The organism is Thauera sp. SDU_THAU2 (genome assembly GCF_038260575.1).
Classification (GTDB): domain Bacteria; phylum Pseudomonadota; class Gammaproteobacteria; order Burkholderiales; family Rhodocyclaceae; genus Thauera.
Genome location: NZ_JBBWUN010000003.1, coordinates 2,150,117 through 2,174,111, shown reverse-complemented (window position 1 = coordinate 2,174,111; position 23,995 = coordinate 2,150,117). Strand labels below are relative to the sequence as shown.

The 23,995-nt window shown below is 64.4% G+C and carries 25 protein-coding genes and 3 pseudogenes; 11 read left to right on the top strand and 17 right to left on the bottom strand.

Going from position 1 to position 23,995, the window contains the following annotated elements; translation table 11 throughout:
* Positions 1–33 precede the first annotated feature (33 nt).
* The 5 genes and pseudogenes from AAFL97_RS11580 to AAFL97_RS24655 all read right to left on the bottom strand — a co-directional run.
* Positions 34–534, bottom strand: a complete 501-nt coding sequence (locus tag AAFL97_RS11580; RefSeq protein ID WP_341645049.1) for a pilus assembly PilX family protein — start codon at positions 532–534, stop codon at positions 34–36.
* Positions 535–542: 8 nt separating this feature from the next.
* Positions 543–1,028 (bottom strand): PilW family protein, encoded by a 486-nt coding sequence (locus tag AAFL97_RS11575; RefSeq protein WP_341645048.1) that lies wholly within the window; start codon positions 1,026–1,028, stop codon positions 543–545.
* A gap of 26 nt (positions 1,029–1,054) precedes the next feature.
* Positions 1,055–1,627 (bottom strand): PilW family protein, encoded by a 573-nt coding sequence (locus tag AAFL97_RS11570; protein WP_341645047.1) that lies wholly within the window; start codon positions 1,625–1,627, stop codon positions 1,055–1,057.
* Complete coding sequence (pilV, locus tag AAFL97_RS11565) at positions 1,627–2,130, bottom strand: type IV pilus modification protein PilV (protein ID WP_341645046.1); 504 nt, start codon at positions 2,128–2,130, stop codon at positions 1,627–1,629. The genes AAFL97_RS11570 and pilV overlap by 1 nt, the downstream gene beginning before the upstream one ends.
* A gap of 254 nt (positions 2,131–2,384) precedes the next feature.
* Positions 2,385–2,618, bottom strand: a pseudogene (locus AAFL97_RS24655) (pilus assembly FimT family protein); the annotation flags it as partial.
* A 204-nt stretch (positions 2,619–2,822) separates the two neighbouring features.
* Between AAFL97_RS24655 and AAFL97_RS11555 the strand changes: the two are divergent.
* The 4 genes from AAFL97_RS11555 to AAFL97_RS11540 all read left to right on the top strand — a co-directional run bounded on the left by AAFL97_RS11555 (position 2,823) and on the right by AAFL97_RS11540 (position 6,355).
* The gene (locus tag AAFL97_RS11555) at positions 2,823–3,482 is read left to right on the top strand and encodes a TIGR02281 family clan AA aspartic protease (protein ID WP_341645044.1); all 660 of its coding nucleotides are present in this window, start codon (positions 2,823–2,825) and stop codon (positions 3,480–3,482) included.
* A 126-nt stretch (positions 3,483–3,608) separates the two neighbouring features.
* Positions 3,609–4,130 carry a CoA pyrophosphatase gene (locus AAFL97_RS11550; RefSeq protein ID WP_341645043.1) on the top strand — a complete coding sequence of 174 codons (522 nt, stop codon included), beginning with the start codon at positions 3,609–3,611 and terminating at the stop codon, positions 4,128–4,130.
* An 88-nt stretch (positions 4,131–4,218) separates the two neighbouring features.
* Positions 4,219–5,145, top strand: coding sequence for a CobD/CbiB family protein (locus AAFL97_RS11545; RefSeq protein WP_341645042.1), 927 nt, complete (start codon positions 4,219–4,221; stop codon positions 5,143–5,145).
* A gap of 28 nt (positions 5,146–5,173) precedes the next feature.
* On the top strand, positions 5,174–6,355 hold the full coding sequence (locus AAFL97_RS11540; RefSeq protein ID WP_341645041.1) for an acetyl-CoA C-acyltransferase family protein: 1,182 nt from the start codon (positions 5,174–5,176) through the stop codon (positions 6,353–6,355).
* A gap of 76 nt (positions 6,356–6,431) precedes the next feature.
* Here the strand turns inward: AAFL97_RS11540 and msrB are convergent.
* The 3 genes and pseudogenes from msrB to ppsR all read right to left on the bottom strand — a co-directional run bounded on the left by msrB (position 6,432) and on the right by ppsR (position 8,988).
* Positions 6,432–6,843: pseudogene (gene msrB / locus AAFL97_RS11535) on the bottom strand (peptide-methionine (R)-S-oxide reductase MsrB).
* Between the two features lie 34 nt (positions 6,844–6,877).
* Positions 6,878–8,047, bottom strand: a complete 1,170-nt coding sequence (locus AAFL97_RS11530) for a DUF2863 family protein (protein WP_341645040.1) — start codon at positions 8,045–8,047, stop codon at positions 6,878–6,880.
* A gap of 108 nt (positions 8,048–8,155) precedes the next feature.
* Positions 8,156–8,988, bottom strand: a pseudogene (gene ppsR, locus AAFL97_RS11525) (posphoenolpyruvate synthetase regulatory kinase/phosphorylase PpsR).
* Between the two features lie 128 nt (positions 8,989–9,116).
* Between ppsR and ppsA the strand changes: the two are divergent.
* The 5 genes from ppsA to AAFL97_RS11500 all read left to right on the top strand — a co-directional run bounded on the left by ppsA (position 9,117) and on the right by AAFL97_RS11500 (position 14,913).
* On the top strand, positions 9,117–11,483 hold the full coding sequence (gene ppsA / locus AAFL97_RS11520; RefSeq protein ID WP_341645039.1) for a phosphoenolpyruvate synthase: 2,367 nt from the start codon (positions 9,117–9,119) through the stop codon (positions 11,481–11,483).
* 224 nt (positions 11,484–11,707) lie between these two features.
* Positions 11,708–12,550 carry an amino acid ABC transporter substrate-binding protein gene (locus AAFL97_RS11515; protein ID WP_341645038.1) on the top strand — a complete coding sequence of 281 codons (843 nt, stop codon included), beginning with the start codon at positions 11,708–11,710 and terminating at the stop codon, positions 12,548–12,550.
* Positions 12,551–12,713: 163 nt separating this feature from the next.
* Positions 12,714–13,469 (top strand): amino acid ABC transporter permease, encoded by a 756-nt coding sequence (locus tag AAFL97_RS11510; RefSeq protein WP_341645037.1) that lies wholly within the window; start codon positions 12,714–12,716, stop codon positions 13,467–13,469.
* 2 nt (positions 13,470–13,471) lie between these two features.
* On the top strand, positions 13,472–14,143 hold the full coding sequence (locus tag AAFL97_RS11505) for an amino acid ABC transporter permease (RefSeq protein ID WP_341645036.1): 672 nt from the start codon (positions 13,472–13,474) through the stop codon (positions 14,141–14,143).
* Between the two features lie 32 nt (positions 14,144–14,175).
* Positions 14,176–14,913, top strand: coding sequence for an amino acid ABC transporter ATP-binding protein (locus AAFL97_RS11500; RefSeq protein WP_263461269.1), 738 nt, complete (start codon positions 14,176–14,178; stop codon positions 14,911–14,913).
* Between the two features lie 232 nt (positions 14,914–15,145).
* On the opposite strand, the gene AAFL97_RS11495 is transcribed toward AAFL97_RS11500, so the two are convergent.
* The 6 genes from AAFL97_RS11495 to AAFL97_RS11470 form a co-directional block, all read right to left on the bottom strand.
* Positions 15,146–16,003, bottom strand: a complete 858-nt coding sequence (locus tag AAFL97_RS11495; RefSeq protein WP_341645035.1) for an oxidoreductase — start codon at positions 16,001–16,003, stop codon at positions 15,146–15,148.
* Between the two features lie 24 nt (positions 16,004–16,027).
* Complete coding sequence (locus AAFL97_RS11490) at positions 16,028–16,984, bottom strand: SDR family NAD(P)-dependent oxidoreductase (protein ID WP_341645034.1); 957 nt, start codon at positions 16,982–16,984, stop codon at positions 16,028–16,030.
* A 21-nt stretch (positions 16,985–17,005) separates the two neighbouring features.
* Positions 17,006–17,392 (bottom strand): VOC family protein, encoded by a 387-nt coding sequence (locus tag AAFL97_RS11485; RefSeq protein ID WP_341645033.1) that lies wholly within the window; start codon positions 17,390–17,392, stop codon positions 17,006–17,008.
* 74 nt (positions 17,393–17,466) lie between these two features.
* Positions 17,467–18,336, bottom strand: a complete 870-nt coding sequence (locus AAFL97_RS11480; RefSeq protein WP_341645032.1) for an oxidoreductase — start codon at positions 18,334–18,336, stop codon at positions 17,467–17,469.
* Between the two features lie 29 nt (positions 18,337–18,365).
* Positions 18,366–19,232, bottom strand: coding sequence for an oxidoreductase (locus AAFL97_RS11475; RefSeq protein WP_341645031.1), 867 nt, complete (start codon positions 19,230–19,232; stop codon positions 18,366–18,368).
* Positions 19,233–19,417: 185 nt separating this feature from the next.
* Complete coding sequence (locus AAFL97_RS11470; RefSeq protein ID WP_341645030.1) at positions 19,418–20,191, bottom strand: SDR family NAD(P)-dependent oxidoreductase; 774 nt, start codon at positions 20,189–20,191, stop codon at positions 19,418–19,420.
* A gap of 233 nt (positions 20,192–20,424) precedes the next feature.
* Between AAFL97_RS11470 and AAFL97_RS11465 the strand changes: the two genes are divergently transcribed.
* The gene (locus AAFL97_RS11465; RefSeq protein ID WP_341645029.1) at positions 20,425–20,616 is read left to right on the top strand and encodes a hypothetical protein; all 192 of its coding nucleotides are present in this window, start codon (positions 20,425–20,427) and stop codon (positions 20,614–20,616) included.
* Between the two features lie 208 nt (positions 20,617–20,824).
* Here the strand turns inward: AAFL97_RS11465 and AAFL97_RS11460 are convergent, their stop codons facing one another.
* The 3 genes from AAFL97_RS11460 to AAFL97_RS11450 all read right to left on the bottom strand — a co-directional run bounded on the left by AAFL97_RS11460 (position 20,825) and on the right by AAFL97_RS11450 (position 23,602).
* Positions 20,825–21,892 (bottom strand): MBL fold metallo-hydrolase, encoded by a 1,068-nt coding sequence (locus AAFL97_RS11460; protein ID WP_341645028.1) that lies wholly within the window; start codon positions 21,890–21,892, stop codon positions 20,825–20,827.
* A 146-nt stretch (positions 21,893–22,038) separates the two neighbouring features.
* Positions 22,039–22,977, bottom strand: a complete 939-nt coding sequence (locus AAFL97_RS11455) for an alpha/beta hydrolase (RefSeq protein ID WP_341645027.1) — start codon at positions 22,975–22,977, stop codon at positions 22,039–22,041.
* A 319-nt stretch (positions 22,978–23,296) separates the two neighbouring features.
* Positions 23,297–23,602 (bottom strand): alpha/beta hydrolase, encoded by a 306-nt coding sequence (locus AAFL97_RS11450; RefSeq protein ID WP_341645026.1) that lies wholly within the window; start codon positions 23,600–23,602, stop codon positions 23,297–23,299.
* 146 nt (positions 23,603–23,748) lie between these two features.
* Between AAFL97_RS11450 and AAFL97_RS11445 the strand changes: the two genes are divergently transcribed.
* Positions 23,749–23,991 (top strand): cupin domain-containing protein, encoded by a 243-nt coding sequence (locus AAFL97_RS11445; protein ID WP_341645025.1) that lies wholly within the window; start codon positions 23,749–23,751, stop codon positions 23,989–23,991.
* Positions 23,992–23,995 lie beyond the last annotated feature (4 nt).

The following is a 23,995-nucleotide window of genomic DNA, read 5'->3' as shown; positions in this document are numbered from 1 at the left end:
TGAAACATGGGCTGGCCGGTGTCGGCACGCGGATCAGTGTGCGAGGGGAGTGAATGTGGAAAACGTCACTTGCAATACGACTGCAGTGCCAGGGCGGTTGCCGTAGCCAATGGCGCTGAGGCGGTACATGGTGGGCAGGCTGTCGTTCTGGCGCTCGATGCGGTAGCGCGGGACGTTTTTTGCGTCGGAAATACCGGAGATTTCCGGCGCGCTCAGGTAGCCGCTGTCCCACGCGTTGATGTCGTAAGGGTCCGGCTGTGCGGAGCCGCTGTTCAGGTCGTAGATGGCGGTGCCGGTTGCCGTGTCGTCCCGGGCAGCGTTCTTGTTATTTACATGTTCCTCGGCGCGCCTGAGTGCGATTTCGGCGGCCTGAAAGGCGAGGTTACGATCCATCAGGCTACCGGCCATCCGTTCCTGCAGAGTGACGTTGGATATGGCCGTGACGCCGAGCAGCGTCAGAATCAGCAGCATGATGAGGCCGATGATGAGCGCTGCGCCGCGTTGGCGCACCGGAGCGTAGCGGGAAATGGGCATGGCGTGCCTCATGGCTGGTGTACCTGGTTGCGCAGGCCGACGGTGGTGCGGAAGATTTTGTACATGCGGCGGTCGAGAACCACGTCGTCCTCGTCAGGCACCGGGCGGTCGCACAAGGTCGGTACTGCGGCGAGATCGTCGGTTACATTGTCATCGACACTGGCGAGCAGCAATTCGACACGGACGGCGATGACCCGCTTCCAATCTGGGACATCATCTGCTTCGACGTATTCGCCGACGGCCTCATTACTGGAGTTGCCCGCCACGCCGTAGCGCACACACAGGTCGCGGGCGCCTTCGACCAGTTCGGCGTCGTTGCGGAACAGTGCCAGCACGGTATCGCCCTTGCTGTCCTTGCGTTCTGTTTCGCGTATCGAGTAGGTGACAGCGGAAATGGACGTGACGGTGGCGTCAGTGCCATAGGCAATCTCCGGTTCGTGCTCGATGGTCCTGTTTGCTGCCGCGACGACGAAGGCTTCAGCAAGTCTGGGCATGCCGGTGGGTTCGGGCGTACTCATATTCAGGGGTGGACTCCCCTCCCCCTTCCAGTTGGCAGTCGGAAATGATCGCCGGGCCTTGTGGTACGGGGGGCACTGCTATCGGTGACGATGTTGTTGATGGCTTCTGCGGCAAGCCGAATTTCTGCACTTCCTGTCAGCACCGTCAGGCTGTCGGTGTCTAAAACCTGATCGGGAAGCGTCTGGGTGAAGACGAAACCCGTGTCCGCGAGGTCCAGCTTGTCGGCAGCCACGCCCACGCCGCTAGCGATGGCATTGCTGAAATCGCTCCCTTTTTCGATACCGGAAACCAGTACATCTCCATGGCTGCCGGTACTGCCTGCCCTAAGATAGGCTGCCAGGCGGCGGCATCCGATGAAGCCGGTCATGCGCAGGTCCTGGCCGATCATTTCGGTGGCGATGCGGCCGTTCTCCTGAAGCCGTCCCATCGTATCGTTGTACTTGTAGGTGAGGCGAGAGCCGAGGAAGACGTAGAGCACTGCACCGATGACGAGCATGCCGACGATCAGGCCGATCATCAGTTCGACGAGGGTGAGGCCGTATTGCTGCCTGATCCGGATAGAGCTTTGTCGCATCACAGCCTCCCGACCACGGTCAGCGTTCGGGTGCCGCCGGCTAGCGGAGTCGTGCCATCGGCATTTTCAATTTCGGCTTCTGCCCACTGCACACTGATGAGGAAGACATCCGAGGCTGCATCCGTGCAGTCCGTGTCGTCCGGAACTGCGAGGCGGCAAACCTCCCCCCTGGCTGAAGCGCCGAGCGAACGAGTGACTTCGTCGAGCCAGGTTTCGAGGGCACTGCCTTCGGCGGGCTCGCCATCAAAGGCCAGGTCGTAATCGCCAGCCTTGGCTGCAGCGGTGTCGGAGCGCATCTGATCCAGGATGCTGTAGGCGAGGATGGTGGCTTGCGAGCGTTGCATCGAAGTCTGGTTGAGCTTGAGCGCGTTGGCTTGCAGACCGGCCATGCCGAGCAGGCCGATGGACAGCACGACGACGGCGACGAGCGCTTCGATGAGAGTTGTGCCTTGCTGGCGCGAAGGCCGTCCATGCAGTAGGCGGACGGGTATGCGTGGGGACATGTCGGGTTCCATGTGTCAGTCGCAGTCTTTTCGATCGACGCTGATGCGGCCGATGGCGTTGATGCCGACGATCCGCTCTGTTCGGCCCGATTCGCAGCCCTTTGGGGCGATCTCGATGGTTCTGGCGTGAGCGGGTGTGACGAGCGCGCCGAGACGGTTGAAAGCAATATGGGGTTTCTGGGGGGGGGCGGTGCGTTGGTGTCGATCAGTTCGAGCCGGACGTCGAGAGCGGGATGGTCGAGCAGGTCGGGGGGAGATGCGGTGCCGCAATCGTCGCTACTGGCGCGCACGCACCAGCCTTTACTGAAGTCGTCTTCCTTGGCGACTAGCCAGACGTTCGCGCCGGTGCGGATCGCTTCGGCGCGGGCAGCGTTGAGGCCGGTGACGAATTCATTGACCTGTGTGCTGAGCCGGGCGTTTTCGATGGCTTCTCTGAAAGAGGGCACGGCCATTGCCAGGATGATCGACATCACCGCGACGGTGATCATCATCTCGATCAGGGTGAAGCCACGGGCACTGGTTTGCATGTTTGCCTCCATAGGCAAATTATCGACGGCGGCAAATGGGGATTGCATCCGGCAGCGGACGAACGTGCAGCTTCGGGGGGCGAGTGGTTGGATAGCTTGTATGATCGGGCGCAGCATGGCGGCGAGAAGATGCATGGAGTGCGTGTGGTGGAAAAGGAGTGCTGGATGAGATGGCGAGGCCTGAGCGGAATGCTGGCGGGCATGCTGCTCTGCGGCGGTGTGCTGAGTTCGAGTGTTGCCGATGCCGCCGGTGTCGGCCTGTCCGGCGTGTTCGGCAGCCGGGCCGTGATCGTCACCAGTGACGACCGCCTGCATACGCTGCGTGTTGGGCAGGCGACGGCCGATGGCATGCGGCTCGTTTCGGTCGGGGCGGATTCGGCGGTGGTGGAAATCGGTGGCGTGCGCCGGACGCTGCGGCTGGGCGAACGTGTGGTCAGCGCGGCGTCGGAGGGCGCGGCCCAGCGGGTGATGATCGAGGGCGACAGCCAGGGGCATTTCCTTGCGCAGGGCAGCGTCAATGGTGCGTCGATGCGGTTTTTGGTCGATACTGGTGCGACTGCGGTGTCCATGGGGGCGGCCGATGCCAGGCGGGCGGGAATTGATTTCCGCCAGGGGCGGCAGGCCTACAGCCAGACGGCCAATGGCGTGGCGCCGATATGGATCGTCAAGCTGAACTCGGTACGTCTCGGTGGCATCGAACTGGCGGGCGTGGATGCGGCCATCCACGAGGGCGACATGCCGGTGGTCCTGCTGGGCATGAGCTTCCTGAACCGCATGCAGATGAGCCGGGAAGGGAACCGCCTGATACTGGAACGGCGTTATTGATCGATGGGAGGATGAGGTGAGTCTGGGGCAACACGCGGCGCCCGAAATCTGGCCCGCGCCGCTGGATCGTCTGCGCACGATTCTGCAGCAGGCGCCGGGGCGGCCGGGGGGGATTGGCCCGAGACGATGGATGGGCAGCGTCACCGCCCCGCGGCGGTGCTGGTCCCGGTGGTTGCCGGGCAGTCTGCGCCCGCACTGCTGCTCACCAGGCGCACCGATCATCTCCATCACCATCCGGGCCAGATCAGCTTTCCGGGTGGGCGGGTCGAAGCGCAGGACGCTTCGCCGGTCGAGACGGCGCTGCGCGAAACGGAAGAGGAGATCGGCCTGGACCGCAGCCATGTCGAGCTGCTCGGCGCCTTGCCCGATTACTACACCGGTACGGGCTTCCGCGTGACGCCGGTGGTGGGGGTGGTGCATCCGCCCTTCGAACTGCAGCTGGACACCTTCGAGGTGGCCGAGGCTTTCGAAGTGCCGCTGGCGCATTTTCTCGACCCGGCCAATCATCTGCGCCACAGCTTGATGCACGAAGGGCGGGAGCGCCAGTTCCACGCCATGCCCTACAAGGATTACTACATCTGGGGCGCGACGGCGGGCATCATCATGTCCTTGTACCGCCTGCTGTCCGGGCAGGGCGGCCGGGTCTGAGCCGGCTCATGACGTGGCGCCATCGCGGCGCCTTCGGGCCCTGTGGTATCTTGGCGATATTCTGATTGCGTTTCCACAGTAGCCCGGCATGACTCTTTTTGCCCTGATCATTGCGCTGCTCATCGAGCAGATTCGTCCGATTCCTGTCGACCGCTGGGTAATCCAGCCCTTGCGCTCCCTGTCCGGGAGCCTGCTCGAGCGTTTCGGCGATGGCCAAGGCGGGCATCGCTGCCTGCTCTGGGTGGGTGTCGTGGTGCTGGGTACGCTGCTGACGGCGGTGCTGCACTATCTGCTGTGGGAACTGCATCCGGTGTTTGCGTTTGCGTTCAATGTCGTGGTGCTGTTGCTGGCGATGGGTTTTCGCCACGAGAACCGTTTCTTTTCCGAGATCCATCTGGCCTTGCGCATGGGCGAGCTCGATCGTGCGCGGGCCTTGCTGGCCGATTGGCGGGGGCGTGACTGTGGCGGGGCGGATGCCAGCGAGGTGGCCCGGCTCGCCATCGAGCAGGCGCTGCTGACCACGCATCGCAGCTTGTTCGGCGTCGCCTTCTGGTTCGTGATCCTGCCGGGGCCGAGCGGTGCGATGATGTACAGGCTGGCGAGGTTCTTTGTCGATGAGTGGGCGCGCGGCGCGCAGGGGGAATCCGATGATTCCGGCCGGTTCGCACGGCGCGGCTTCGAGCTGATCGACTGGCTGCCGGCGCGGCTGACGGCGGCATCGTTTTCGGTCGTGGGTGATTTCGAGGGCGCCATCTATTGCTGGCGCACTCAGGCAGTGCTGTGGCCGGACAAGTCGTCGGCTATACTGCTTGCAAGTGGTGCGGGTGCGCTGGGCGTCAGACTCGGCATGCCTGTCCATGAGTCCGGCGGCATCGTCGATCGGCCCGAACTGGGGCAGGGCGACGAGGCGAGTGCCGATTACATGCAAAGTACGGTGGGCCTGATCTGGCGGGCACTACTGGTATGCTTGTTTCTGCTCGTCCTGGTCGGTTTGGCCGGCTGGGTGGGCGGATAATTTTTCGAACCCATAGGAGGGAGTGTGCATGGCAAATCGTGAAGTCGTTGTTCTGAGCGCTGTTCGTTCCGCTGTCGGCGGTTTTGGTGGCTCGCTGAAGGACATGGAGCCGTCCGATCTCGGCGCAGTGGTGATCAAGGAAGCGATCGCGCGTGCCGGTGTGGACCCGAAGGCGGTTTCGTTCGCTTCCGTCGGCCATGTCATTCCGACCGATGCCCGCTATGCTTACGTGTCGCGCGCCGCCACCATCAATGCCGGCATGTCGATGGATTCGGTTGCGTTCCAGGTGAGCCGTCTGTGTGGCTCGGCCCAGCAGGCAATCATCAGTTCGGCCCAGGCCATCATGCTGGGTGATGCCGACTACGCCATCGGTGGCGGTGTCGAAGTGATGTCGCGCGGCGTTTACATGATGCCGGCCCTGCGCAGCGGTGCGCGCATGGGTGACACCAAGGCGATCGACTCGATGGTTGCGGTGCTGACCGACCCGTTCGGCGTCGGCCACATGGGTATCACTGCCGAAAACCTGTGCACCAAGCACGGCATCACCCGCGAGGACCAGGATGCCTTTGCGCTGGAGTCGCAGAAGCGTGCTGCCGCAGCCATCGCCGAAGGCCGTTTCAAGAGCCAGATCGTGCCGATCACCTTCGAAACCCGCAAGGGTCCCGTGGTGTTCGATACCGACGAGCATCCGCGCATGACCACCATGGAAGCGCTGGGCAAGATGAAGCCGGCGTTCAAGAAGGACGGTTCGGTGACGGCCGGCAACGCGTCGGGCATCAATGACGCTGCTGCCTTCCTGGTGCTGGCCGACGCAGCCAAGGCGGCATCCGCCGGCCACAAGCCGATCGCCCGCCTGGTGTCCTACGCCATCGCCGGTGTGCCGAACGATGTGATGGGCGAAGGCCCGATCCCCGCCACCAAGCTCGCGCTGCAGCGCGCTGGCCTGACGCTGGACCAGATCGATGTGATCGAATCCAACGAAGCCTTTGCGGCGCAGTCGATCACGGTCAACCGTGGTCTGGGCCTGGATACCAGCAAGGTCAACCCGAACGGCGGCGCCATTTCGCTGGGCCACCCGGTCGGCGCGACCGGCTCGGTGATCATCACCAAGCTGCTGCACGAGCTGATCCGCGTCAATGGCCGTTATGGCGTGGCGACGATGTGCATCGGCGGCGGCCAGGGCATCACCACGGTGTGGGAACGCGTGTAAGCGCTGCTCCACCCATGAAAAACCCGCGCTTGCCTCAGGGCAGCGCGGGTTTTTTTATCCTTGATACTTGCCGTTCCTACGAGGAGGGTGTTTCCGCGTCCTTCTTCAACGCTATCGACGCCGAGTTGATGCAGTAGCGCAGCCCGGTCGGCTGCGGGCCGTCGTCGAAGACGTGGCCGAGGTGGGCGTTGCACTGGCTGCAGAGCACTTCGGTGCGCACCATGTAGTGGCTGTGGTCGGCCGCGGTGGCGACGTTGTCGGGCTCGGCCGCGGTCCAGAAGCTGGGCCAGCCGCAGCCGGCGTCGAACTTGTGTTCGGAGCGGAACAATGGGGCGCCGCAACACACGCAGTTGTAGCTGCCCTTGTCCCAGATGTCCCAGTACTGTCCGGTGAACAGCGCGTTCGGTGCCCTTGCGGCGCGTCACCTGGTACTGTTCGTCGGTCAGCTGGGCGCGCCATTCGGCGTCGCTCTTGTCGATCTTGCTCATGCTTTCCGATCTCCGTCAGTGGCTGCAACAGCGCTTAGTGCAGATGGCGGGGCATTTGTTCCATCTGCTCTTCAGGCATTTCGGCATGCACTGTTTCGCCTTCGGCAGAGGGGTACATCGGTGCGCCGCAGTCGTCGCAATACTCGAGCGGGAACTGGTGGTCGAGGTGGATGACTTCGTTGAGGCCGCATTCGCGCAGTACGGCTTCGATCTGGCTGGGAATGTCGGTAGTGTCGTCTTCGGCGCCGAGCAGGGGCCAGACCACCCCATGCACGATCTGGTCGACGCCGCGCACGCTGAAGCCGATGCGATATTCCTCGAGGTCACGGTCCCAGAAGGGGGCGATGATGGCCCGCAGGTTGGCTGCCGGGACTTCGAGGGCCGTTCCCAGGTAGGCGACCGAGGCGCGCACCGAGTATGGCCGGCTGTCCTTGTCTGCGGCGCGGCTGCCGGCGAAATAGGGTTCGGGCAGGACGAGGTCGACCGCACAGCCCGGCAACAGGGGGGCCAGGCATGCGCCGCCCTGGAGCCGCCATTGCTCGCGCGCGTTGTCGCGGCTGCCGTCCTTTTCCTGCCAGCGGAAAACCGGTTTGCCGCGAGGTACGGCCGCTGCGGCGAGAAGGTAGCGCGTATCGGACAGGAACTGCGCGGTGTCCGGCATGCCTTCGGTATCGATGTGAAGGTTCGAATTGTTCATTGCCGCGTCGCCCAGGATTCTGGCGAACTCCGCGGTGGCGCAATAGCCCTGCGGCAGCTGGTCGGGGCTGAACAGGAAGTCGGCAAGGGCAAGGCGGGCGTCCTGGGCGAGGACGTGGGCCTGGAAATGGACACGCAGGTTGGCGAGCACGGCCGAGGGCACGGTGACCGCCGGAATGCGGTAGCGCGACCAGGCAAGGATGGGGGCGGCAATGAGCACGACGTCATGGTCGGCGAAAGCGCCTGTGGCGCATTCGGCACGCGACTCGATGAAATCGGCCAGTTCGTCGTAGGCGCGCGCTTCGGTGCTGTAGAGGTGGTCCAACGCCGTGTTGAGGGCTTCTTCTTCGTTGTTCTCGAGCTGCTCGTCCAGTGCGGTGCTCAGCTGCTGCTCCCAGTAGCTGTCCTCGATGCGGCTGCTCGATTCGGCCAGGCCGTTTGCGAGCCAGGCCAGCTGTTCGGCGATGCGCCCGAGGCCGCCGCGGCGCTTGATGCGCGTTCTTTTCATGTGCAGTCCTGTTGCTTCCTTCGATGGCGCCTGTGCAGGGTGGCAGGCGCGAGGACGCCATTCTAGCCGAATACGCACGGGCTGCCGCCGATGCCTCGGCGCAGCGCTTCAGAACGCCTGGTGTTCGACGCGCACCGTCTGCAGGATGGTGGCCGAGATCTCCTCGATCGACTTGGTGGTCGAGTCGAGCCAGCGGATGTTTTCGCGGCGCATCAGCTTCTGGGCAGCGTCGATCTCGTAGCGGCAGTTTTCCAGCGAGGCGTAGCGGCTGTTGGGCCGGCGCTCCTGGCGGATCTGGGACAGGCGTTCGGCGGCGATGGTGAGGCCGAAGAGCTTGCGGCGGTATTTGTGCAGTTCGCCGGGCAGCTTGTTGCGCTCGAAATCTTCGGGAATCAGCGGGTAGTTGGCGGCCTTGACGCCGAACTGCATGGCCAGGTAGAGGCTGGTGGGCGTCTTGCCGGAGCGGGAGACGCCCACCAGGATCACGTCGGCCTCTTCCAGTTCCCGTTGTTCGATACGCCGTCATCGTGGGCCATGGCGAAATTGATCGCCTCGATGCGGTGCTTGTAGTTGATGCTGTCGGCGATGCCGTGAAAGCGTCCGACCGCGTGCGTCGAGCGCTGGCCGAGCTCGGTTTCGAGCGGGCCGATGAAGCGATCGAACAGGTCGAGGAATAGCGCATCGGCGTTGTGCAGTGCCGCAACCGTGTCTTCATTTACGAGTGTACTGAACACGATCGGGCGTACACCGTCGTTCGCCGCGGCTTCGCGGATCTGGGCTGCACAGTCGATGGCCTTGTCGATGTCGTCGACGAAAGGTGCGCGCACCTGCCGGAAGCGGCCCTCCGGAAACTGCGCAAGCAGGCTGTGGCCAAGGGTTTCGGCCGTGATGCCGGTGCCGTCGGAAACGAAGAAGACGGTGCGGGTGGGAGTATCAGTCATGATCGCTGCCTGTAGTTGCTCGGAGTGAGACAGGGTTGGCATTGGGGCAAACCCTGTCGTGCGGCAGAGCACAATAAAACGTTAAAATCGGATTTTGCTTTCTATCTCTCTTTTGCGGAAGGTCATCCATGACGCGCTACGTGATTCCTTTCAACGAACTTCGCATGACCGACGTCGAAAAGGTCGGCGGCAAGAACGCCTCGCTCGGCGAGATGATCAGCCAGCTGCCTTCGAGCGTCCGGGTTCCGGGCGGTTTTGCGACCACTGCGGAAGCCTACCGCGAATTCCTGGCGCACGATGGCCTGGCCGACCGCATCAATGCCGCGCTCGACGCGCTCGACGTCGATGACGTCGATGCCCTGGCGAAGACCGGCGCCCAGATCCGCCAGTGGATCATCGACATTCCGTTCCCGGCCAAGCTCGAAGCCGAGATCAAGGCCGCCTACGACAAGATTACCGCAGAAGGCGAGGGCAGTTTCGCCGTGCGTTCGTCGGCCACCGCCGAAGACCTGCCGGATGCCTCCTTCGCCGGCCAGCAGGAAACCTTCCTGAACATCCACGGCTACGAGAACATCCTGCACGCGATGAAGGAGGTGTTCGCCTCGCTGTACAACGACCGTGCGATCGCCTACCGCGTGCACAAGAACTTCGCCCATGCCGACGTCGCGCTGTCGGCCGGCGTGCAGCGCATGGTGCGCTCGGATTCGGGCGCCTCGGGCGTGATGTTCTCGATCGACACCGAGTCGGGCTTCGACCAGGTGGTGTTCATCACCGCTTCGTACGGCCTGGGCGAGACCGTCGTGCAGGGCGCGGTGAACCCGGACGAGTTCTACGTGCACAAGCCCACGCTGGCGCAGGGCAAGCCGGCGATCATCCGCCGCAACCTGGGCTCCAAGCTGATCAAGATGGTGTTCACCGACAAGGCCGTCGCCGGCAAGTCGGTGCGCACCGTGGATGTGCCCGAGGCCGACCGCAACCGCTTCTCGCTGACCAGCGAGGACGTGCTGGAACTGGCGCGCTACGCGGTCATCATCGAGAAGCACTACGGCCGCCCGATGGACATCGAATGGGGCAAGGACGGCGAGGACGGCAAGCTCTACATCCTGCAGGCTCGTCCCGAGACGGTGAAGAGCCAGGACGCCGGCCTGGTGATGGAAAAGTACCGCCTGAAGCAGTACGGCAAGGCGCTGACCCACGGCCGCGCGATCGGCCAGAAGATCGGCGCCGGCGTGGTCCGCGTGGTGGGCGACGCCTCCGAGATGAACCGCGTGCAGCCGGGCGACGTGCTCGTCACCGACATGACCGACCCGAACTGGGAGCCGGTGATGAAGCGCGCCAGCGCCATCGTCACCAACCGCGGCGGCCGCACCTGCCACGCCGCGATCATTGCGCGCGAGCTGGGCATTCCGGCCATCGTCGGCTGCGGCAATGCCACCGACGTGCTGGGCGAGGGCGAATCCGTCACCGTGTCCTGCGCCGAGGGCGATACCGGCTACGTCTATCGCGGCAAGCTGGAGTTCGAGGTCATCACCACCGACATGGGCAACCTGCCCGAGATTCCGGTGAAGATCATGATGAACGTGGGCAACCCCGAACTGGCTTTCGAGTTCGCCCAGATCCCGAACGGCGGTGTCGGCCTGGCGCGGCTGGAGTTCGTCATCAACAACATGATCGGCATCCATCCGAAGGCGATCCTCGACATCGGCCAGGTGCCGGCCAGCCTGCGCGACGAGATCAACCGCCGCTCGCGCGGCTACGCGACGCCGAAGCAGTTCTTCATCGAGAAGCTGGTCGAAGGCGTGGCGACGATCGCCGCCGCCTTCTACCCGAAGCCCGTCATCGTGCGCATGTCCGACTTCAAGTCGAACGAATACCGCAAGCTGCTGGGCGGCGAGATCTACGAGCCGGAAGAAGAAAACCCGATGCTCGGCTTCCGCGGCGCCTCGCGCTACATCGCCCATTCCTTCCGCGACTGCTTCGAGATGGAAGTGGCGGCGATGAAGAAGGTGCGCAACGAGCTCGGCCTGACCAACGTCCAGATCATGATTCCGTTCGTGCGCAATCTCGAAGAGGCCGAAGGCGTGGTCGATCTGCTGGCCGAGCACGGCCTGAAGCGCGGCGTGAACGATCTCAAGCTCATCATGATGTGCGAGATCCCGTCCAACGCCATCCTGGCCGAGCAGTTCCTGGAGCACTTCGACGGCTTCTCGATCGGCTCCAACGACCTCACCCAGCTCGCGCTGGGCCTGGACCGCGACTCCGGCCTGGTTGCGCATGCCTTCGACGAGCGCGATCCGGCGGTCAAGCAGTTGCTGTCGATGGCGATCCGCGCCGCCAACAAGCTCGACAAGTACGTCGGCATCTGCGGCCAGGGGCCGTCCGACCACGCCGACTTCGCCGAGTGGCTGATGGACGAAGGCATTCAGACCATTTCGCTGAACCCGGATACGGTGGTCGATACCTGGCTGAAGCTGGCCGCGCATCGCGCCGGCTGATTCGAAAGTCCGCTAGCCTGATATAGGGGCATTCGCCGATAGGCGAATGCCCCTTTTTCGTGCGCGCTTTGCACCAGGATCGAGCAGTTCTGCTGAATTCAAGTAGATACGTCAAAATGAAAAAGTTGCTCTAGAATGGCTTCTCCTGAACAAGCATCGAAGGGGACACAATGAAGAAGCATCTGCTCGCAATTGCCATCACTGCACTGGCTGCAACTTCAACCATGGCGCAGACGGGTGACACCCTTGCGAAAATCAAGTCTTCGGGCAGCATCACGCTGGGCGTGCGTGAATCTTCCGGCCTGGCTTATACCCTGGGCAACGGCAAGTACGTCGGCTTCCATACCGAAATGGCGGAGAACATCGTTCAGGATCTGCAAAAGGAACTGGGCCTGTCGAAGCTGAATGTCAAATACCAGCCCGTCACCTCGCAGAACCGCATTCCGCTGGTGGTCAATGGCACGGTCGATCTCGAATGCGGCTCCACCACCAACGATCTGAATCGCCAGAAGGAAGTCGACTTCGCCAACACCACCTACGTGGAGCAGGTGCGCATCGCGGTCAAGGCCGATTCCGACATCAACGACGTCAAGGATCTGGATGGCAAGACGGTGGCGACCACCACCGGCACCACCTCGGTCCAGCTGCTGCGCCAGAACAAGCGCGCCGCGGGCATCAAGTTCAAGGACATCAACGGCAAGGACCACGCCGACAGCTTCCTGCTGCTGGAAACCGGCCGTGCCGATGCCTTCGTGATGGATGCTTCGATCCTGGCCGGTAACATCTCCAAGTCCAAGAACCCGAAGGACTTCAAGATCGTCGGCGAGCCGCTGTCCACCGAACCGATCGCGTGCATGCTGCGCAAGAACGATCCGGCCTTCATGAAGGCGGTGAACGATTCCATCGCCCGCCAAGCCCAGGACGGTACGCTCGAGAAACTGTGGGACAAGTGGTTCCTGCAGCCGATTCCGCCGACCAACACCGCGGTGGGCCTGCCGCTGTCCGACGCCACCCGCGACGCCTGGAACAATCCGAACAACAAGCCCAAGGAAGCCTACAACGAGTAAGCATCGATTCTGAAAATCCCCTTTCTCGCCGGGAAATCTGACGGGAAAGGGATTTTCGATGGATGGCTGTCTGCGGGCAGCCGTTTGCCGGCCACCGTCTGCCGGCCGCCCTGCGCGGGCCGCCCTATGCGGGCCACCGTTTCTGCACCTGGAAGGAAATCCTATGGCTTGGGATTGGCAGATGTTTTGCGAGGACACCCTGGACCGCACGGTCCGCGAGGGCTGTTTTGGCACGGACGGGGATATCACTTACCTCGACTGGATGCTTTCCGCGTGGGGCTGGACGGTCTCCGTCTCCCTGCTGGCGCTGGTGCTGGCGCTGGTGACGGGCGTGGTGATCGGCACCATACGCACCTTGCCGGACAGCAAATGGGCCGTGCGTTTCGGCAACGCCTGGGTGGAGGTCTTCCGCAACATTCCGCTGCTGGTGCAGATCTTCCTCTGGTATCACGTCGTACCGGCAATCTTCCCGGCGATGAAATCCGTATCGGGCTTCGTGCTGGTGGTGCTGGCGCTGGGCTTCTTCACCTCGGCGCGGATCGCCGAGCAGGTGCGCTCGGGTATCCAGGCGCTGCCGCGCGGCCAGCGCTACGCCGGCATGGCGATGGGCTTCACCACCTGGCAGACCTACCGCCACGTGCTGCTGCCCAACGCCTTCCGCATCATCATCCCGCCGCTGACCAGCGAGACGATGAACATCTTCAAGAACTCGTCCGTGGCCTTCGCGGTATCCGTGACCGAGCTGACGATGTTCGCGATGCAGGCCCAGGAAGAGACGGGGCGCGGCATCGAGATCTATCTGGCGGTGACCGGCCTGTACATCGTCTCGGCCTTCGCCATCAATCGCATCATGACCTTCATCGAGAAGCGGGTGCGGGTTCCGGGCCTGGCGGCGCCCAGCGCGGCGGGAGGGCATTGAACATGAACCTCGCGTTCGATTTTTCCTTCTACAGCTGGGATCTGGTCTCCAACTTCATTCTGAAGGGCTTGTATTTCAGCGTGATGTTGACGCTGGTGGCGACGCTGGGCGGCATCTTCTTCGGCACCCTGCTGGCGATGATGCGGCTGTCCGGCCGCAAGTGGCTGATCGTGCCGGCCACCATCTACGTCGATGGCATGCGCAGCATCCCGCTGGTGATGGTGATCCTGTGGTTCTTCCTGCTGGTGCCGCTGTTCCTCGGTGCGCCGATCGGGGCGGAGGCCTCGGCCACCGTCACCTTCATCGCCTTCGAGGCGGCGTACTTCTCCGAGATCATGCGCGCCGGCATCCAGTCCATCCCGCGCGGACAGGTGTTCGCCGGGCAGGCGCTGGGCATGACCTACGGCCAGAACATGCGCCTGATCGTGCTGCCGCAAGCGTTCCGCAACATGCTGCCGGTATTGCTGACGCAGACCATCATCCTGTTCCAGGATACCTCGCTGGTCTACGCCATCGGTGCCTACGACATGCTCAAGGGCTTCGAGGTGGCGGGCAAGAACTACGGCCGTCCGATCGAGGCCTTCATCGCCGCCGCCGTCGTCTATTTCGTGATCTGCTACAGCCTGTCGTGGCTGGTGAAGCGGCTGCACAAGAAGATCGCCATCATTCATTGACCGGCGGTTCCCGTCCGGAAGAGGGTTTGTCCATGATTGAAATGAAGAACGTTTCCAAGTGGTATGGCAGCTTCCAGGTGCTCGACGACTGCTCCACCAGCATCGAGAAGGGCGAGGTGGTCGTCGTCTGCGGACCGTCCGGTTCGGGCAAATCCACGCTGATCAAGACCATCAACGCGCTGGAGCCGATCCAGAAGGGCGAAATCTGGGTCAACGGCACGCCGGTGCATGACCCCAAGACCAACCTGCCCAAGCTGCGCAGCAAGGTCGGCATGGTGTTCCAGCACTTCGAGCTGTTCCCCCACCTGACGGTGACGCAGAACCTGACCATCGCCCAGGTCAAGGTGCTCGGCCGTAGCCAGGACGAGGCCAGGAAGCGCGGCCTGAAGATGCTCGACCGCGTCGGCCTGATGGCGCACAAGGACAAGTTCCCGGGGCAACTTTCGGGCGGTCAGCAGCAGCGGGTGGCGATCGCCCGTGCGCTGTCGATGGACCCGATCGTGATGCTGTTCGACGAGCCCACCTCCGCGCTCGACCCCGAGATGGTCGGCGAGGTGCTGGACGTGATGGTCAGCCTCGCCAACGAAGGCATGACCATGATGTGCGTGACCCACGAGATGGGCTTCGCCCGCAAGGTGGCGAGCCGCGTCATCTTCATGGACGTCGGCGGCAAGATCCTGGAGGATTGCACGAAGGACGACTTCTTCGGCAACCCGGATGCCCGCCAGCCGCGTACCAAGGACTTCCTGGGCAAGATCCTGCAGCACTGAGCAATCGCAGGAAGATGCACCAAGGGCATGGGCGGCCGTGGTTCTCGGCCGCCCATGCTTTTTTCGTCAGGCAGGCTGCTCAGGCCCACCACGCCGACACGGCTGCCGGGGCCGACCTTCCAGGTGCGCAGCGGCGAATAGGTGGTGATGCCGGCGCACAGCAGCAGCGCGGCGCGCGACAGATCCAGGCCTCCGGCGCTTGTGCATCGAGCGCCGGAGGCCGATTCGGTCATCAAAGCGCCCGGGCGGTGTTCTTCACGGCTCCCGGGATGGCGGTGTCCTCGCCGCGCGCGCGCCACTGGGCGAGATCGCGCTCGCGCGAAGCGACCGCGCCCTCCCAAAGCTGGTAGGCGTCCTCGCCCAGCATCAGGCGCACCGGCGCGGTGTCGCTGTCCACCATGTCGATCAGTACCTGCATGCCCTTGACCGGATCGCCCATCTGCTGGCCGTTCTGCGTCGCGTAGTACTCGTCCATGCCCGCGTCCAGCGGCGCATAGTCGGCGATCCGGCGTTCGGCCTTCATCGCCGCGCTGCCCGCGAAGCCGGTACGGAAGGCGCCCGGCTCGATCAGCGTCACGCGGATGCCGAAAGGCTTGAGCTCGTGGTGCAGGGCTTCGGTAAAGCCTTCCAGGGCGAACTTCGAGGCGTTGTACAGGCCGCTGCCGGGGAAGGCGACCAGGCCGGCGATGCTGGTCAGGTTGAGGATGTGGCCGGACTTCTGCGCGCGCATCTGCGGCAGCACTTCGCGCGACAGCTCGGCGGCGGAGAAGAAATTCAGCTCCATCTGCGTGCGGATCTGCGCTGAGCTGAACGCCTCCAGCGCGCCGTAGGAGCCGGCACCGGCGATGTTGGCCAGCACGTCGATGCGGCCGAATTTCTCGTTTGCGGCCTTCAATGCCGCAGCGCGCGAGGCGGCGTCGGTCACGTCCAGCTTCAGCGCCAGCGCGCGATCGCCGTGGGCGGCGGCGATCTCCTGCAGCGGCTCCAGGCGGCGAGCGGTGAGCACGGCGCCGTCGCCCCTGGCCAGGACCAATTCCGCCAGCGCCTTGCCGAAGCCGGACGATGCGCCGGTGATGAACCAGATTTTCATGGATGTTCTCCTTGCGGGTGGATTTCAGGCGAAAGCGTCGATGCCGGTCAGTTCGGCCGACAGCTTCCACAGGCGCTCGGCCTGGGCAGGATCAATGGCGTAGTCGCGCACGCCGGTTTCGGTCGGCTCGGCGCTGTTGTCGTGCACAGCCACGTCGCAGTTCTCGCAGTACAGGCCGCCTTTGCCGTCGAGCAGCGGCGAGGTGGCGGCCCATACCGAGGTTGCTGCACCCTGCGGCGGGGTCTTGAAGTTCGGATCGATCACCTCGCCCTTGTCGTCGAGCCAGCCCAGCGAGGTCAGTTCCTCCATGCTCATGTGGCGTTGCAGCGGGGTATAGATCGAACCCGGATGCACCGAGAACGCGCGCACGCCCTTGGTCCGGCCCAGCGCGTCGAGCTGTTTGGCGAACAGCGCGATCGCAGTCTTGGACTGGCCATAGGCCAGCCACTTGTCGTAGCCGGCATTGAATTGCACGTCGTCCCAGCGCATCGGCGAAAAGTGGTGGCCTCTCGACGACAGCGAGACGACGCGCGCGCCGCTTGCGATGGCCGGCCACAGCAGATTGACCAGGGCGTAGTGGCCCAGGTGGTTGGTGCCGAACTGCGACTCCCAGCCGTCGCCGATGCGGGTTTCGGGGTTGGCCATCACCGCGGCGTTGCAGATGACGATATCGGCCTTGCGGCCGCTGGCGACGAAGCGCTCGGCGCAGGCGCGCACGCTGCTCTGGTCGGCCAGGTCGAGCTGATCGACCTCGACGTTCTGCACGCCGTCCAGCGCCTTGCGCGCGGCTTCGGGATTGCGCGCCAGCACCAGCACGCGGGCGCCGGCGCCGGTCAGCGCCTTGGTGGTTTCCAGGCCCAGGCCCGAATGGCCGCCGGTGACGATGGCGAGCTTGCCGGACAAGTCGATGCCGGCCAGCACCTCGGCGGCGGTGCTATGAAAGCCGAAGCCGGAATTCAGCGGAGTTTGTTGGTCATGCATGGCAGTTCCTGGTTCGGTGGCTCAGGCCAGATTGTGGAAGGCGCAGAGCTTGTTGCCGTCCGGGTCGCGCACATAAGCCAGGTAGAGGGAACCGGCCGGCGTCTTGCGCTCGCCCGGCGGGTCTTCGCAGGTGGTGCCGCCATTGGCCAGGGCCGCGGCATGGAAGGACTCGACCTGCTCGGGGCCGTCCATCAGGAAACCGGTCGTGCCGCCGTTGGCGGGCGTGGCCGGCTGGCCGTCCAGCGGCGTCGTGATGACCAGCAGGCAGCCCTTGTGCTGGTACAGGATGCGCGGCGAATTGAAATTCAACTCGAGGCCGGATCTGGCGCCGATGACGGCCAGCACGGCATCGTAGAAGCGCCTGGAGCGGGCGAGGTCATTGCTCCCGAGATTGACATGGCTGAACATCGTTCATTGCTCCTGTGAGCGGTGGAAATCTTCATGACTGCGCCTGGTATGGCGGAGCCACGCATCGGTTTCGATCACAGCTTGATTTCCTCGAACACAGCGTCGTCGAAGGCGGTGTCTTCGCCGCGCTCGCGCCAGCTGTTGATGTCTTCGATGCGCTTGGCGATGGTGGCATCCCAGATCGAGTGCGCATCGCGGCCCAGCATCAGGCGCACGGGCGGCGCATCGCTGGCGACCACTTCGAGCATGCGCCGGGCGGCCTTGGCCGGGTCGCCCGCCTGCTTGCCGGCGGAGCCTTCGAGGTAGGTCTCGAACGGCTCGACCATGGGGCGGTAGGCCGCGATGCTGTGCACCGGGCGCATGTTCACGCCGCCGGCGAATTCGGTGCGGAACGCGCCGGGCTCGACCAGCGTGACATGGATGCCCAGCGGCTTGGCTTCGATCGCCAGCGACTCGGTCCAGCCCTCGATGGCGAACTTGGCCGCGCAGTAGGGGCCGGCGGCATTCATCGCCACCAGGCCGGCGATGCTGCTGACGGTGAGGATGTTGCCCGAGCCCTGTTTGCGCATCTGCGGCAGCACGGCGCGGCTCATCTCGGCGGCGGCGAAGAAGTTCAGCTCCATCTGCTCGCGCAGCTGCGCCAGGCTGAATTCCTCGCAGGCGCCGACCACGCCGCGGCCGGCGACGTTGGCCAGCACGTCGATGCGGCCGAAGCGCGCCAGGGTGTCGGCCACGGCCTTGTCGCGGGCGGCGGCGTCGGTGACGTCCACCGCCAGCGGCAGCACGCGGTCTTCATTGCCCTGGGCGATGGCCTGCAGGCGGTCCAGGCGGCGGGCGGTGATGACGGCGATGTCGCCGTTGGCGATGACGGCCTCGGCCAGGGATTTGCCGAAGCCGGACGAGGCGCCGGTGATCAGCCAGACTTTTTGGGAGGGCTTGCTCATGATGTTCATTCCTCGAGAGGTCAGGGGTTTCAGCCGCCGATGGGTTTGATCTCGGCGTCGTCGAAGCAGGTGTTCAGGCCGCGCTCGCGCCAGCTGTTGATGTCCTCGATGCGCTTGGCGATGGTCTGGTCCCACAGCCCGTAGGCATCGGGGCCCAGCATCAGGCGCATGGGCGGGGCATCGCTTTGCACGGCGGCGATGATGACTTGCGCCGCCTTGGCGGGGTCGCCGATTTCCTTGCCGGCGGAGGTTTCCAGATAGTTCTCCATCGGGCCGGTGACGTGACGGTAGGCTTCGAGGCGCTGGGCGGGGCGCACGTTGACGTCGCCGGCGAAGCCGGTACGGAACGAGCCCGGCTCGATCAGGGTGACGCGGATGCCCAGCGGCGCCACTTCCGCTGCCAGGGCTTCGGTCCAGCATTCGATCGCGAATTTGCTGGCGCTGTACGGCCCGCAGCCGGGAATGGCCGCCAGACCGCCGACGCTGCTGACGGTGAGGATGCGGCCCGAGCCCTGCCTGCGCATCTGCGGCAGCACGGCGCGGGTCATCTCGGCGGTGGCGAAGAAGTTCAGCTCGAACTGCGCGCGCAGCTCGGCTTCGGAGAACTCCTCGGCCGCGCCCATCGAGCCGCTGCCGGCGACGTTGGCCAGCACGTCGATGCGGCCGAAGCGCGCCACGGTGTCGGCTACGGCCTTGTTGCGCGCGGCCGCATCGGTCATGTCCACCGCCAGCGGCAGCACGCGGTCTTCATGGCCTTGGGCCAGGGCCTGCAGGCGGTCGAGGCGGCGGGCGCTGAGCGCCACGTAATCGCCGCTGGCGATCACGGCCTCGGCCAGCGCCTTGCCGAAGCCCGACGAGGCGCCGGTGATCAGCCAGACTTTGGGGATAGCGTTCATGGTGATTTCTCCTGTACGTGTATACCCCGAAATGCCGGGGTTTGAGTCCGTCGGCCCTTGTGCTGCCGACATCGCAAGCGATGGCCTAAGATAAGTCGGGGTAGTCGTACGAGCCATGCCTAACCGTGCGAATTATTGTTGTGATCGTACGGAATCGAGTCAGGGCAAGCTTCGTTCACACGTTCTCAGATGATGGTCAGGCCGCCATCGACGACCAACTCGGCGCCGATGACGTAGGAGGCGTCGTCGCTGGCGAGGAACAGCGCGGCCTTGGCGATTTCTTCCGAGGTGCCCACGCGGCCGATGGGAATGCCCTTGAGCAGGCTTTCCAGCATCTGCGGATCCTCGGTGAAGTGGGTGGCCATCGGTGTCTCGATCAAGCCGGGGTAGATGCCGTTGACGCGGATGCCGCGGCGGGCGAAATCCACCGCCGCGGCCTTGGTCAGATGCCGGCTGGCGCCCTTGGAGGCGCTGTAGCCCGGCGGCACGTCCGGGAAGACGATGATCCCGGCCGCCGACGAGATATTGACGATGGCGCCGCTGCCCTGGCGCTCCATGTGCGGCGCGACGGCCTTGATGCCGTAGAACTGGCTGTTCAGGTTCACGTCCATGACGTGATGGAAATCCTCGGCGGTGGCCTTGTCCCAGCTGCCGTCGCGCGGCCCCGGGGTGCCGGCGTTGTTGACCAGGATGTCGATGCGGCCATGGCGTTCCACGGTGTCGGCCACGACTGCCGCCCATTGATCCTGCCGGGTCACGTCGAGCACGGCCGACGAGGCGCGCCGGCCCTTGCCGGTGATCTCCTTGACTAGCTCGTCCATGTTGTCCTGGCGGTTGGCATTGGCCGTGACCACGACGGTGGCGCCTTCCTCGGCGAACACGCGGGCGATCACCGCGCCCATGCCGGTGCCGCTGCCGGCGCCGGTGATGAGGGCGACTTTGTTCTGCAAACGATTCATGATGGCTCTCCGTTTCAATGTATTCGTACCCGGACCGCGGCCGCTTACCGTCTGGATCCGTGAGGCAGGCTGCAGGTATGAAGGTACGCATGAGAGGCCGTACTAACCATGCTTGAGGGTGCGATCTTCTTTTGTGATCGTACGGATTTGCTGGACTGGCCTTGCCGGCTGATATTGGGGGTGGCCCGACAAGCCGGCCTCGTTCGGCGATGGTCAGCGAAGGAGGCAGAGCGGTGAAGGCATCAGGGAAAGGGAATTCCTCCCCCGAACGCCAGGACATCCTGAAGGCGCTGCAAGAGGCGATTGCCGATGAACTGGGCGTGAAAAGACGGCTGGGGGAATGCGTAGTCGGGCCGCGGGACGGCCGGCCGGAGCAGGACGATGGCTCGGCTATTGAAGAAGCAAGGCCCGTCGGGAAACCCTGAAACGGCGTTTTTCAACGGCCTCGGGCGCGCCGGCTGAGGTGGGATCTCCCCGGTTTCCCGGTGCCGGATGGGATATCCGCCGGAATGCGTCGGAGATGGAGTGTCGAGCTGAGCATGCAGTGATGGGGCCCCATACCCGTGAGGGAAGGGGGCGCGCCGTGCAATGGCGCCTGCCCGGACGATGCGGGCAGGCGCAGCCGGCGAGTGCTTAGGGCCTGGCCTGCCCGGCGATGGCAGCGGGAAATGCCGAACTGCTTGTCACCGCTTCCTCCCGCCACCAGAGGCGACCCGCGTGGGGGGCGTTCATGTTGATGCGCTCGCCCATCATTGGCGTGGCGACCAGCACGCCGTGCTCGGCGGCGAAGTGCAGGATCTGGTCGAAGGGGTCTTCCCAGACGTGCATGCCGAGGTCGAAGGTGCCGTTGTGGATGGGCAGCAGCCAGCGGCCGCGCAAGTCCTGATGGGCCTGGACGGTCTCCGACGGCAGCATGTGCACATAGGGCCATTGCTCGTTGTAGGCGCCGGTTTCCATCAGCGTCAGGTCGAAGGGGCCGAAGCGTTCGCCGATCTCGGCGAAGCCCTTGAAGTAGCCGCTGTCGCCGCTGAAGAACAGGCGGTAATCGTCGTCCTGGATGACCCACGAGGCCCACAGCGTGCGGTTGCCGTCGCTGAAGCTGCGCCCGGAGAAATGCTGCGCGGGCGTGACCGTCAGACGCAGGCCGTCCACTTCGGTGCCTTGCCACCAGTCGAACTGCCGGATCTTGTCCCGTGCGATACCCCAGTCGAGCAGCCGGTCGCCGACGCCGAGCGGCATCAGGAACAGTTCCGCTTTTTCGCCCAGCGCCTTGATGGCGGCGCGGTCGAGGTGGTCGTAGTGGTCGTGCGACAGGATCACGGCGCGGATCGGCGGCAGTTCGTCGATCGAGATCGGCGGCGCGTGGAAGCGCTTGGGGCCGAAGAACTGCACCGGGGCGGCGCGTTCCGAGAACACCGGGTCGGTCAGCCACCACTGGCCGCGCAGCTTCATCAGCACCGTGGAGTGGCCGAGGCGGTACAGGCTGCGGTCGGGCGCGGCGTCGAGTTCGGCGCGGCTCAGGCGGTGGATGGGGACCGGCGACGAGGGCACCGTGCCGGCGGGCTTGTTGAAGAGGAAGTTCCACCATACGCGCAGCGTGGATTCGGGCATGTCGCCGGGGCCGGGCGGGCGCGGGTTGTGGAAACGTCCATCACGCGATTGGGGCGAGGATGCGTAGTCGCCGATCTTGGGCTGTAACATGACGTAGGCGCTCCAGGCGATGAGTGCAGTGAGGGCGGCGATGCCCGCACAGCGGAAAACGAAGGACATGGGGTGGGGGCGGGGGGAAAGCGGGTTCTTGGGGATTTGCGCGGCGCCGGCAGGGGCGCCGTGCGGAGTGGGCGTCTTCAGGCGCCGAGGTGCTTTTTGTAGAAGGGCACGAGTTGCTCCAGCGCCTTGCCGGTGGGCCCGGGCTTGTCGTACAGGTCGTAGTGGCTCACGCCTTCGACGATCTGGATGCTCTTCTGGCTCGAACGCGCGCGGCCATAGAGTTCCAGGCCGTCGCGGTAGGAGCCGAAGCCGCCCGGTATGCTGCTGATGACGATGTGCAGTGGCTGGGTCAGCAGCACTTCGGCAAAGTGGAAGGCGTCCCAGCCCACGGCCGCGCCGGTGCTGGTCAGGCGCAGCTTGTTGGGCGAGCCGGGCTGCTGGCCGCGCGGGGTGGTGTAGTAATCGACGGCCTCGACGATGTCGATGTTGTCCAGGCCGGCTTGCGCGCGTTCTGCTTCGGAGCCGGGGATGTAGCCCACGATCAGCGGTTCGGCGCCGCGCGCCTCGGCGGTGCGTTGTTGGGCGATGGCGTCCAGGGTCTTGATCGCGGCGTCGGGGCTCATGTCGCCTTCGCGCATCAGGCGGCCATAGTTGGCGGCGACGACGGTGCCGACGGCCTTGAAGCGGCGGTCGGTCATCGCCGCGCTGACGGCATAGCCGCCGCCGCCGCACACGCCCAGCACGCCGATCCTTTCTTCATCGACGTAGGGCAGCGTGACCAGGTAGTCGATGGCGCAGCGGAAATCCTCGACGCGGGTGGCGGGGTCTTCGAGGAAGCGCGGCTCGCCGCCGCTGGCGCCCTGGGTGGAGGCATCGAAGGCGAGGGTGATGAAGCCGGCCCGGGTCAGCGCCTCGCCGTAGATGGCGCCGGAAGTCTGCTCCTTGCAACTGCTGATCGGGTGGGCGCAGACGACGGCAGCGTATTTCTTGCCGGCATCGAAACCTTCGGGCAGGCGCAGCGTGGCGGCGACGTCCCAGCTACGGTTCTTGAACGTGACGGATTGCGTTTGGCTCATGAAATTCTCCTTGTGAGACGAGGTGCGGATTCCAAAAGGGGGCAAGGCATCGAATGCGCATCCGGCATTCCATGAGTTCTACGATACCGCTTGAGGTATGGACGAACCATGCTTCAAAGTGCGCTTTTCTTCTTCAGGAGTACGAGTCTGGTTATGGGGCCTCTCTCCGACATCCTCTTGCCACTCAAGCCCCGCAACCAGTACTAGCCGCAAGCCGGGGCCGCCTGGAAGGCATGTGCCGTCTCCTGAGCCCTTGCTGCGGATCCGGCAAGGAGCATTGCTTGCCGCCCGGTGTCCGGCATCCGGGCGGCACTCAGGCTCAGAGCCTGGTCCTGAAGAAGGGGCCGAGCCTGGACATGGCCTCGGTCACCAGGTCCGGCTTGTCGTACAGGGCGATGTGCGAGGCGCCCGGCACGATGTGCAGGTGCTTGTCCTTGCTGGCGGCGCGGCGGAACAGGTCCTCGCTGATCCAGCGTGTACCCGCATCCTCGCCGGCGACGATCTGGATCGGCTGGGTCAGGAACAGGTCCACGAGGTGGAAGGCGTCGAAGGTGACGAGCTGCATCAGGCTGCGCGTGGGTGCGATGCTCGGCGAGGTCGGCAGGCAGGTGCAGGTTTGCGGCAATCTCGATCGAGCCGTTCTTGAACTTCACGGATTTCATCTTCGGTTTCCTTTTCAGCAGTTCTCCAGAGATTCAACGGTAATCCGTGCTTGACGAACGTACCATGTCCTAAAGTACATTTTTGCTTTTCGATCGTACAGGCTTGCCGATGGACCCTCTTTCCGACGTCCTCTCGCTGCTCAAGCCGCGCAGCCAGTTCTATGCGGGCCTGGATGCGGCCGGAGACTGGTCCTTCGATTTTCCGCCCCACGAGGGCATCAAATTCACCGCAGTGATCCGGGGCTCGTGCTGGGGCTACACGGATGACCTGGAGCAGCCGGTGCGCTTCGACGAAGGCGACTGTTTCCTGCTCAACTGCGGGCGCCGCTTCGTACTGGCCTCCGATCCCTGAATCG

Bases quoted from the DNA above. Each gene is read 5' to 3' on its own strand.
- AAFL97_RS11530 (WP_341645040.1), bottom strand. From the start codon at position 8,047: ATGAAAAGAACGCGCATCAAGCGCCGCGGCGGCCTCGGGCGCATCGCC.
- AAFL97_RS11495 (WP_341645035.1), bottom strand. From the start codon at position 16,003: ATGAAAATCTGGTTCATCACCGGCGCATCGTCCGGCTTCGGCAAGGCG.
- AAFL97_RS11500 (WP_263461269.1), top strand. From the start codon at position 14,176: ATGATTGAAATGAAGAACGTTTCCAAGTGGTATGGCAGCTTCCAGGTG.
- AAFL97_RS11575 (WP_341645048.1), bottom strand. From the start codon at position 1,028: ATGCCCAGACTTGCTGAAGCCTTCGTCGTCGCGGCAGCAAACAGGACC.
- AAFL97_RS11550 (WP_341645043.1), top strand. From the start codon at position 3,609: ATGGATGGGCAGCGTCACCGCCCCGCGGCGGTGCTGGTCCCGGTGGTT.
- AAFL97_RS11580 (WP_341645049.1), bottom strand. From the start codon at position 534: ATGCCCATTTCCCGCTACGCTCCGGTGCGCCAACGCGGCGCAGCGCTC.
- AAFL97_RS11455 (WP_341645027.1), bottom strand. From the start codon at position 22,977: ATGAGCCAAACGCAATCCGTCACGTTCAAGAACCGTAGCTGGGACGTC.
- AAFL97_RS11470 (WP_341645030.1), bottom strand. From the start codon at position 20,191: ATGAATCGTTTGCAGAACAAAGTCGCCCTCATCACCGGCGCCGGCAGC.
- AAFL97_RS11570 (WP_341645047.1), bottom strand. From the start codon at position 1,627: ATGCGACAAAGCTCTATCCGGATCAGGCAGCAATACGGCCTCACCCTC.
- pilV (WP_341645046.1), bottom strand. From the start codon at position 2,130: ATGTCCCCACGCATACCCGTCCGCCTACTGCATGGACGGCCTTCGCGC.
- AAFL97_RS11515 (WP_341645038.1), top strand. From the start codon at position 11,708: ATGGCGCAGACGGGTGACACCCTTGCGAAAATCAAGTCTTCGGGCAGC.
- ppsA (WP_341645039.1), top strand. From the start codon at position 9,117: ATGACGCGCTACGTGATTCCTTTCAACGAACTTCGCATGACCGACGTC.
- AAFL97_RS11445 (WP_341645025.1), top strand. From the start codon at position 23,749: ATGGACCCTCTTTCCGACGTCCTCTCGCTGCTCAAGCCGCGCAGCCAG.
- AAFL97_RS11460 (WP_341645028.1), bottom strand. From the start codon at position 21,892: ATGTTACAGCCCAAGATCGGCGACTACGCATCCTCGCCCCAATCGCGT.
- AAFL97_RS11485 (WP_341645033.1), bottom strand. From the start codon at position 17,392: ATGTTCAGCCATGTCAATCTCGGGAGCAATGACCTCGCCCGCTCCAGG.
- AAFL97_RS11540 (WP_341645041.1), top strand. From the start codon at position 5,174: ATGGCAAATCGTGAAGTCGTTGTTCTGAGCGCTGTTCGTTCCGCTGTC.
- AAFL97_RS11505 (WP_341645036.1), top strand. From the start codon at position 13,472: ATGAACCTCGCGTTCGATTTTTCCTTCTACAGCTGGGATCTGGTCTCC.
- AAFL97_RS11510 (WP_341645037.1), top strand. From the start codon at position 12,714: ATGGCTTGGGATTGGCAGATGTTTTGCGAGGACACCCTGGACCGCACG.
- AAFL97_RS11545 (WP_341645042.1), top strand. From the start codon at position 4,219: ATGACTCTTTTTGCCCTGATCATTGCGCTGCTCATCGAGCAGATTCGT.
- AAFL97_RS11480 (WP_341645032.1), bottom strand. From the start codon at position 18,336: ATGAGCAAGCCCTCCCAAAAAGTCTGGCTGATCACCGGCGCCTCGTCC.
- AAFL97_RS11490 (WP_341645034.1), bottom strand. From the start codon at position 16,984: ATGCATGACCAACAAACTCCGCTGAATTCCGGCTTCGGCTTTCATAGC.
- AAFL97_RS11475 (WP_341645031.1), bottom strand. From the start codon at position 19,232: ATGAACGCTATCCCCAAAGTCTGGCTGATCACCGGCGCCTCGTCGGGC.
- AAFL97_RS11555 (WP_341645044.1), top strand. From the start codon at position 2,823: ATGAGATGGCGAGGCCTGAGCGGAATGCTGGCGGGCATGCTGCTCTGC.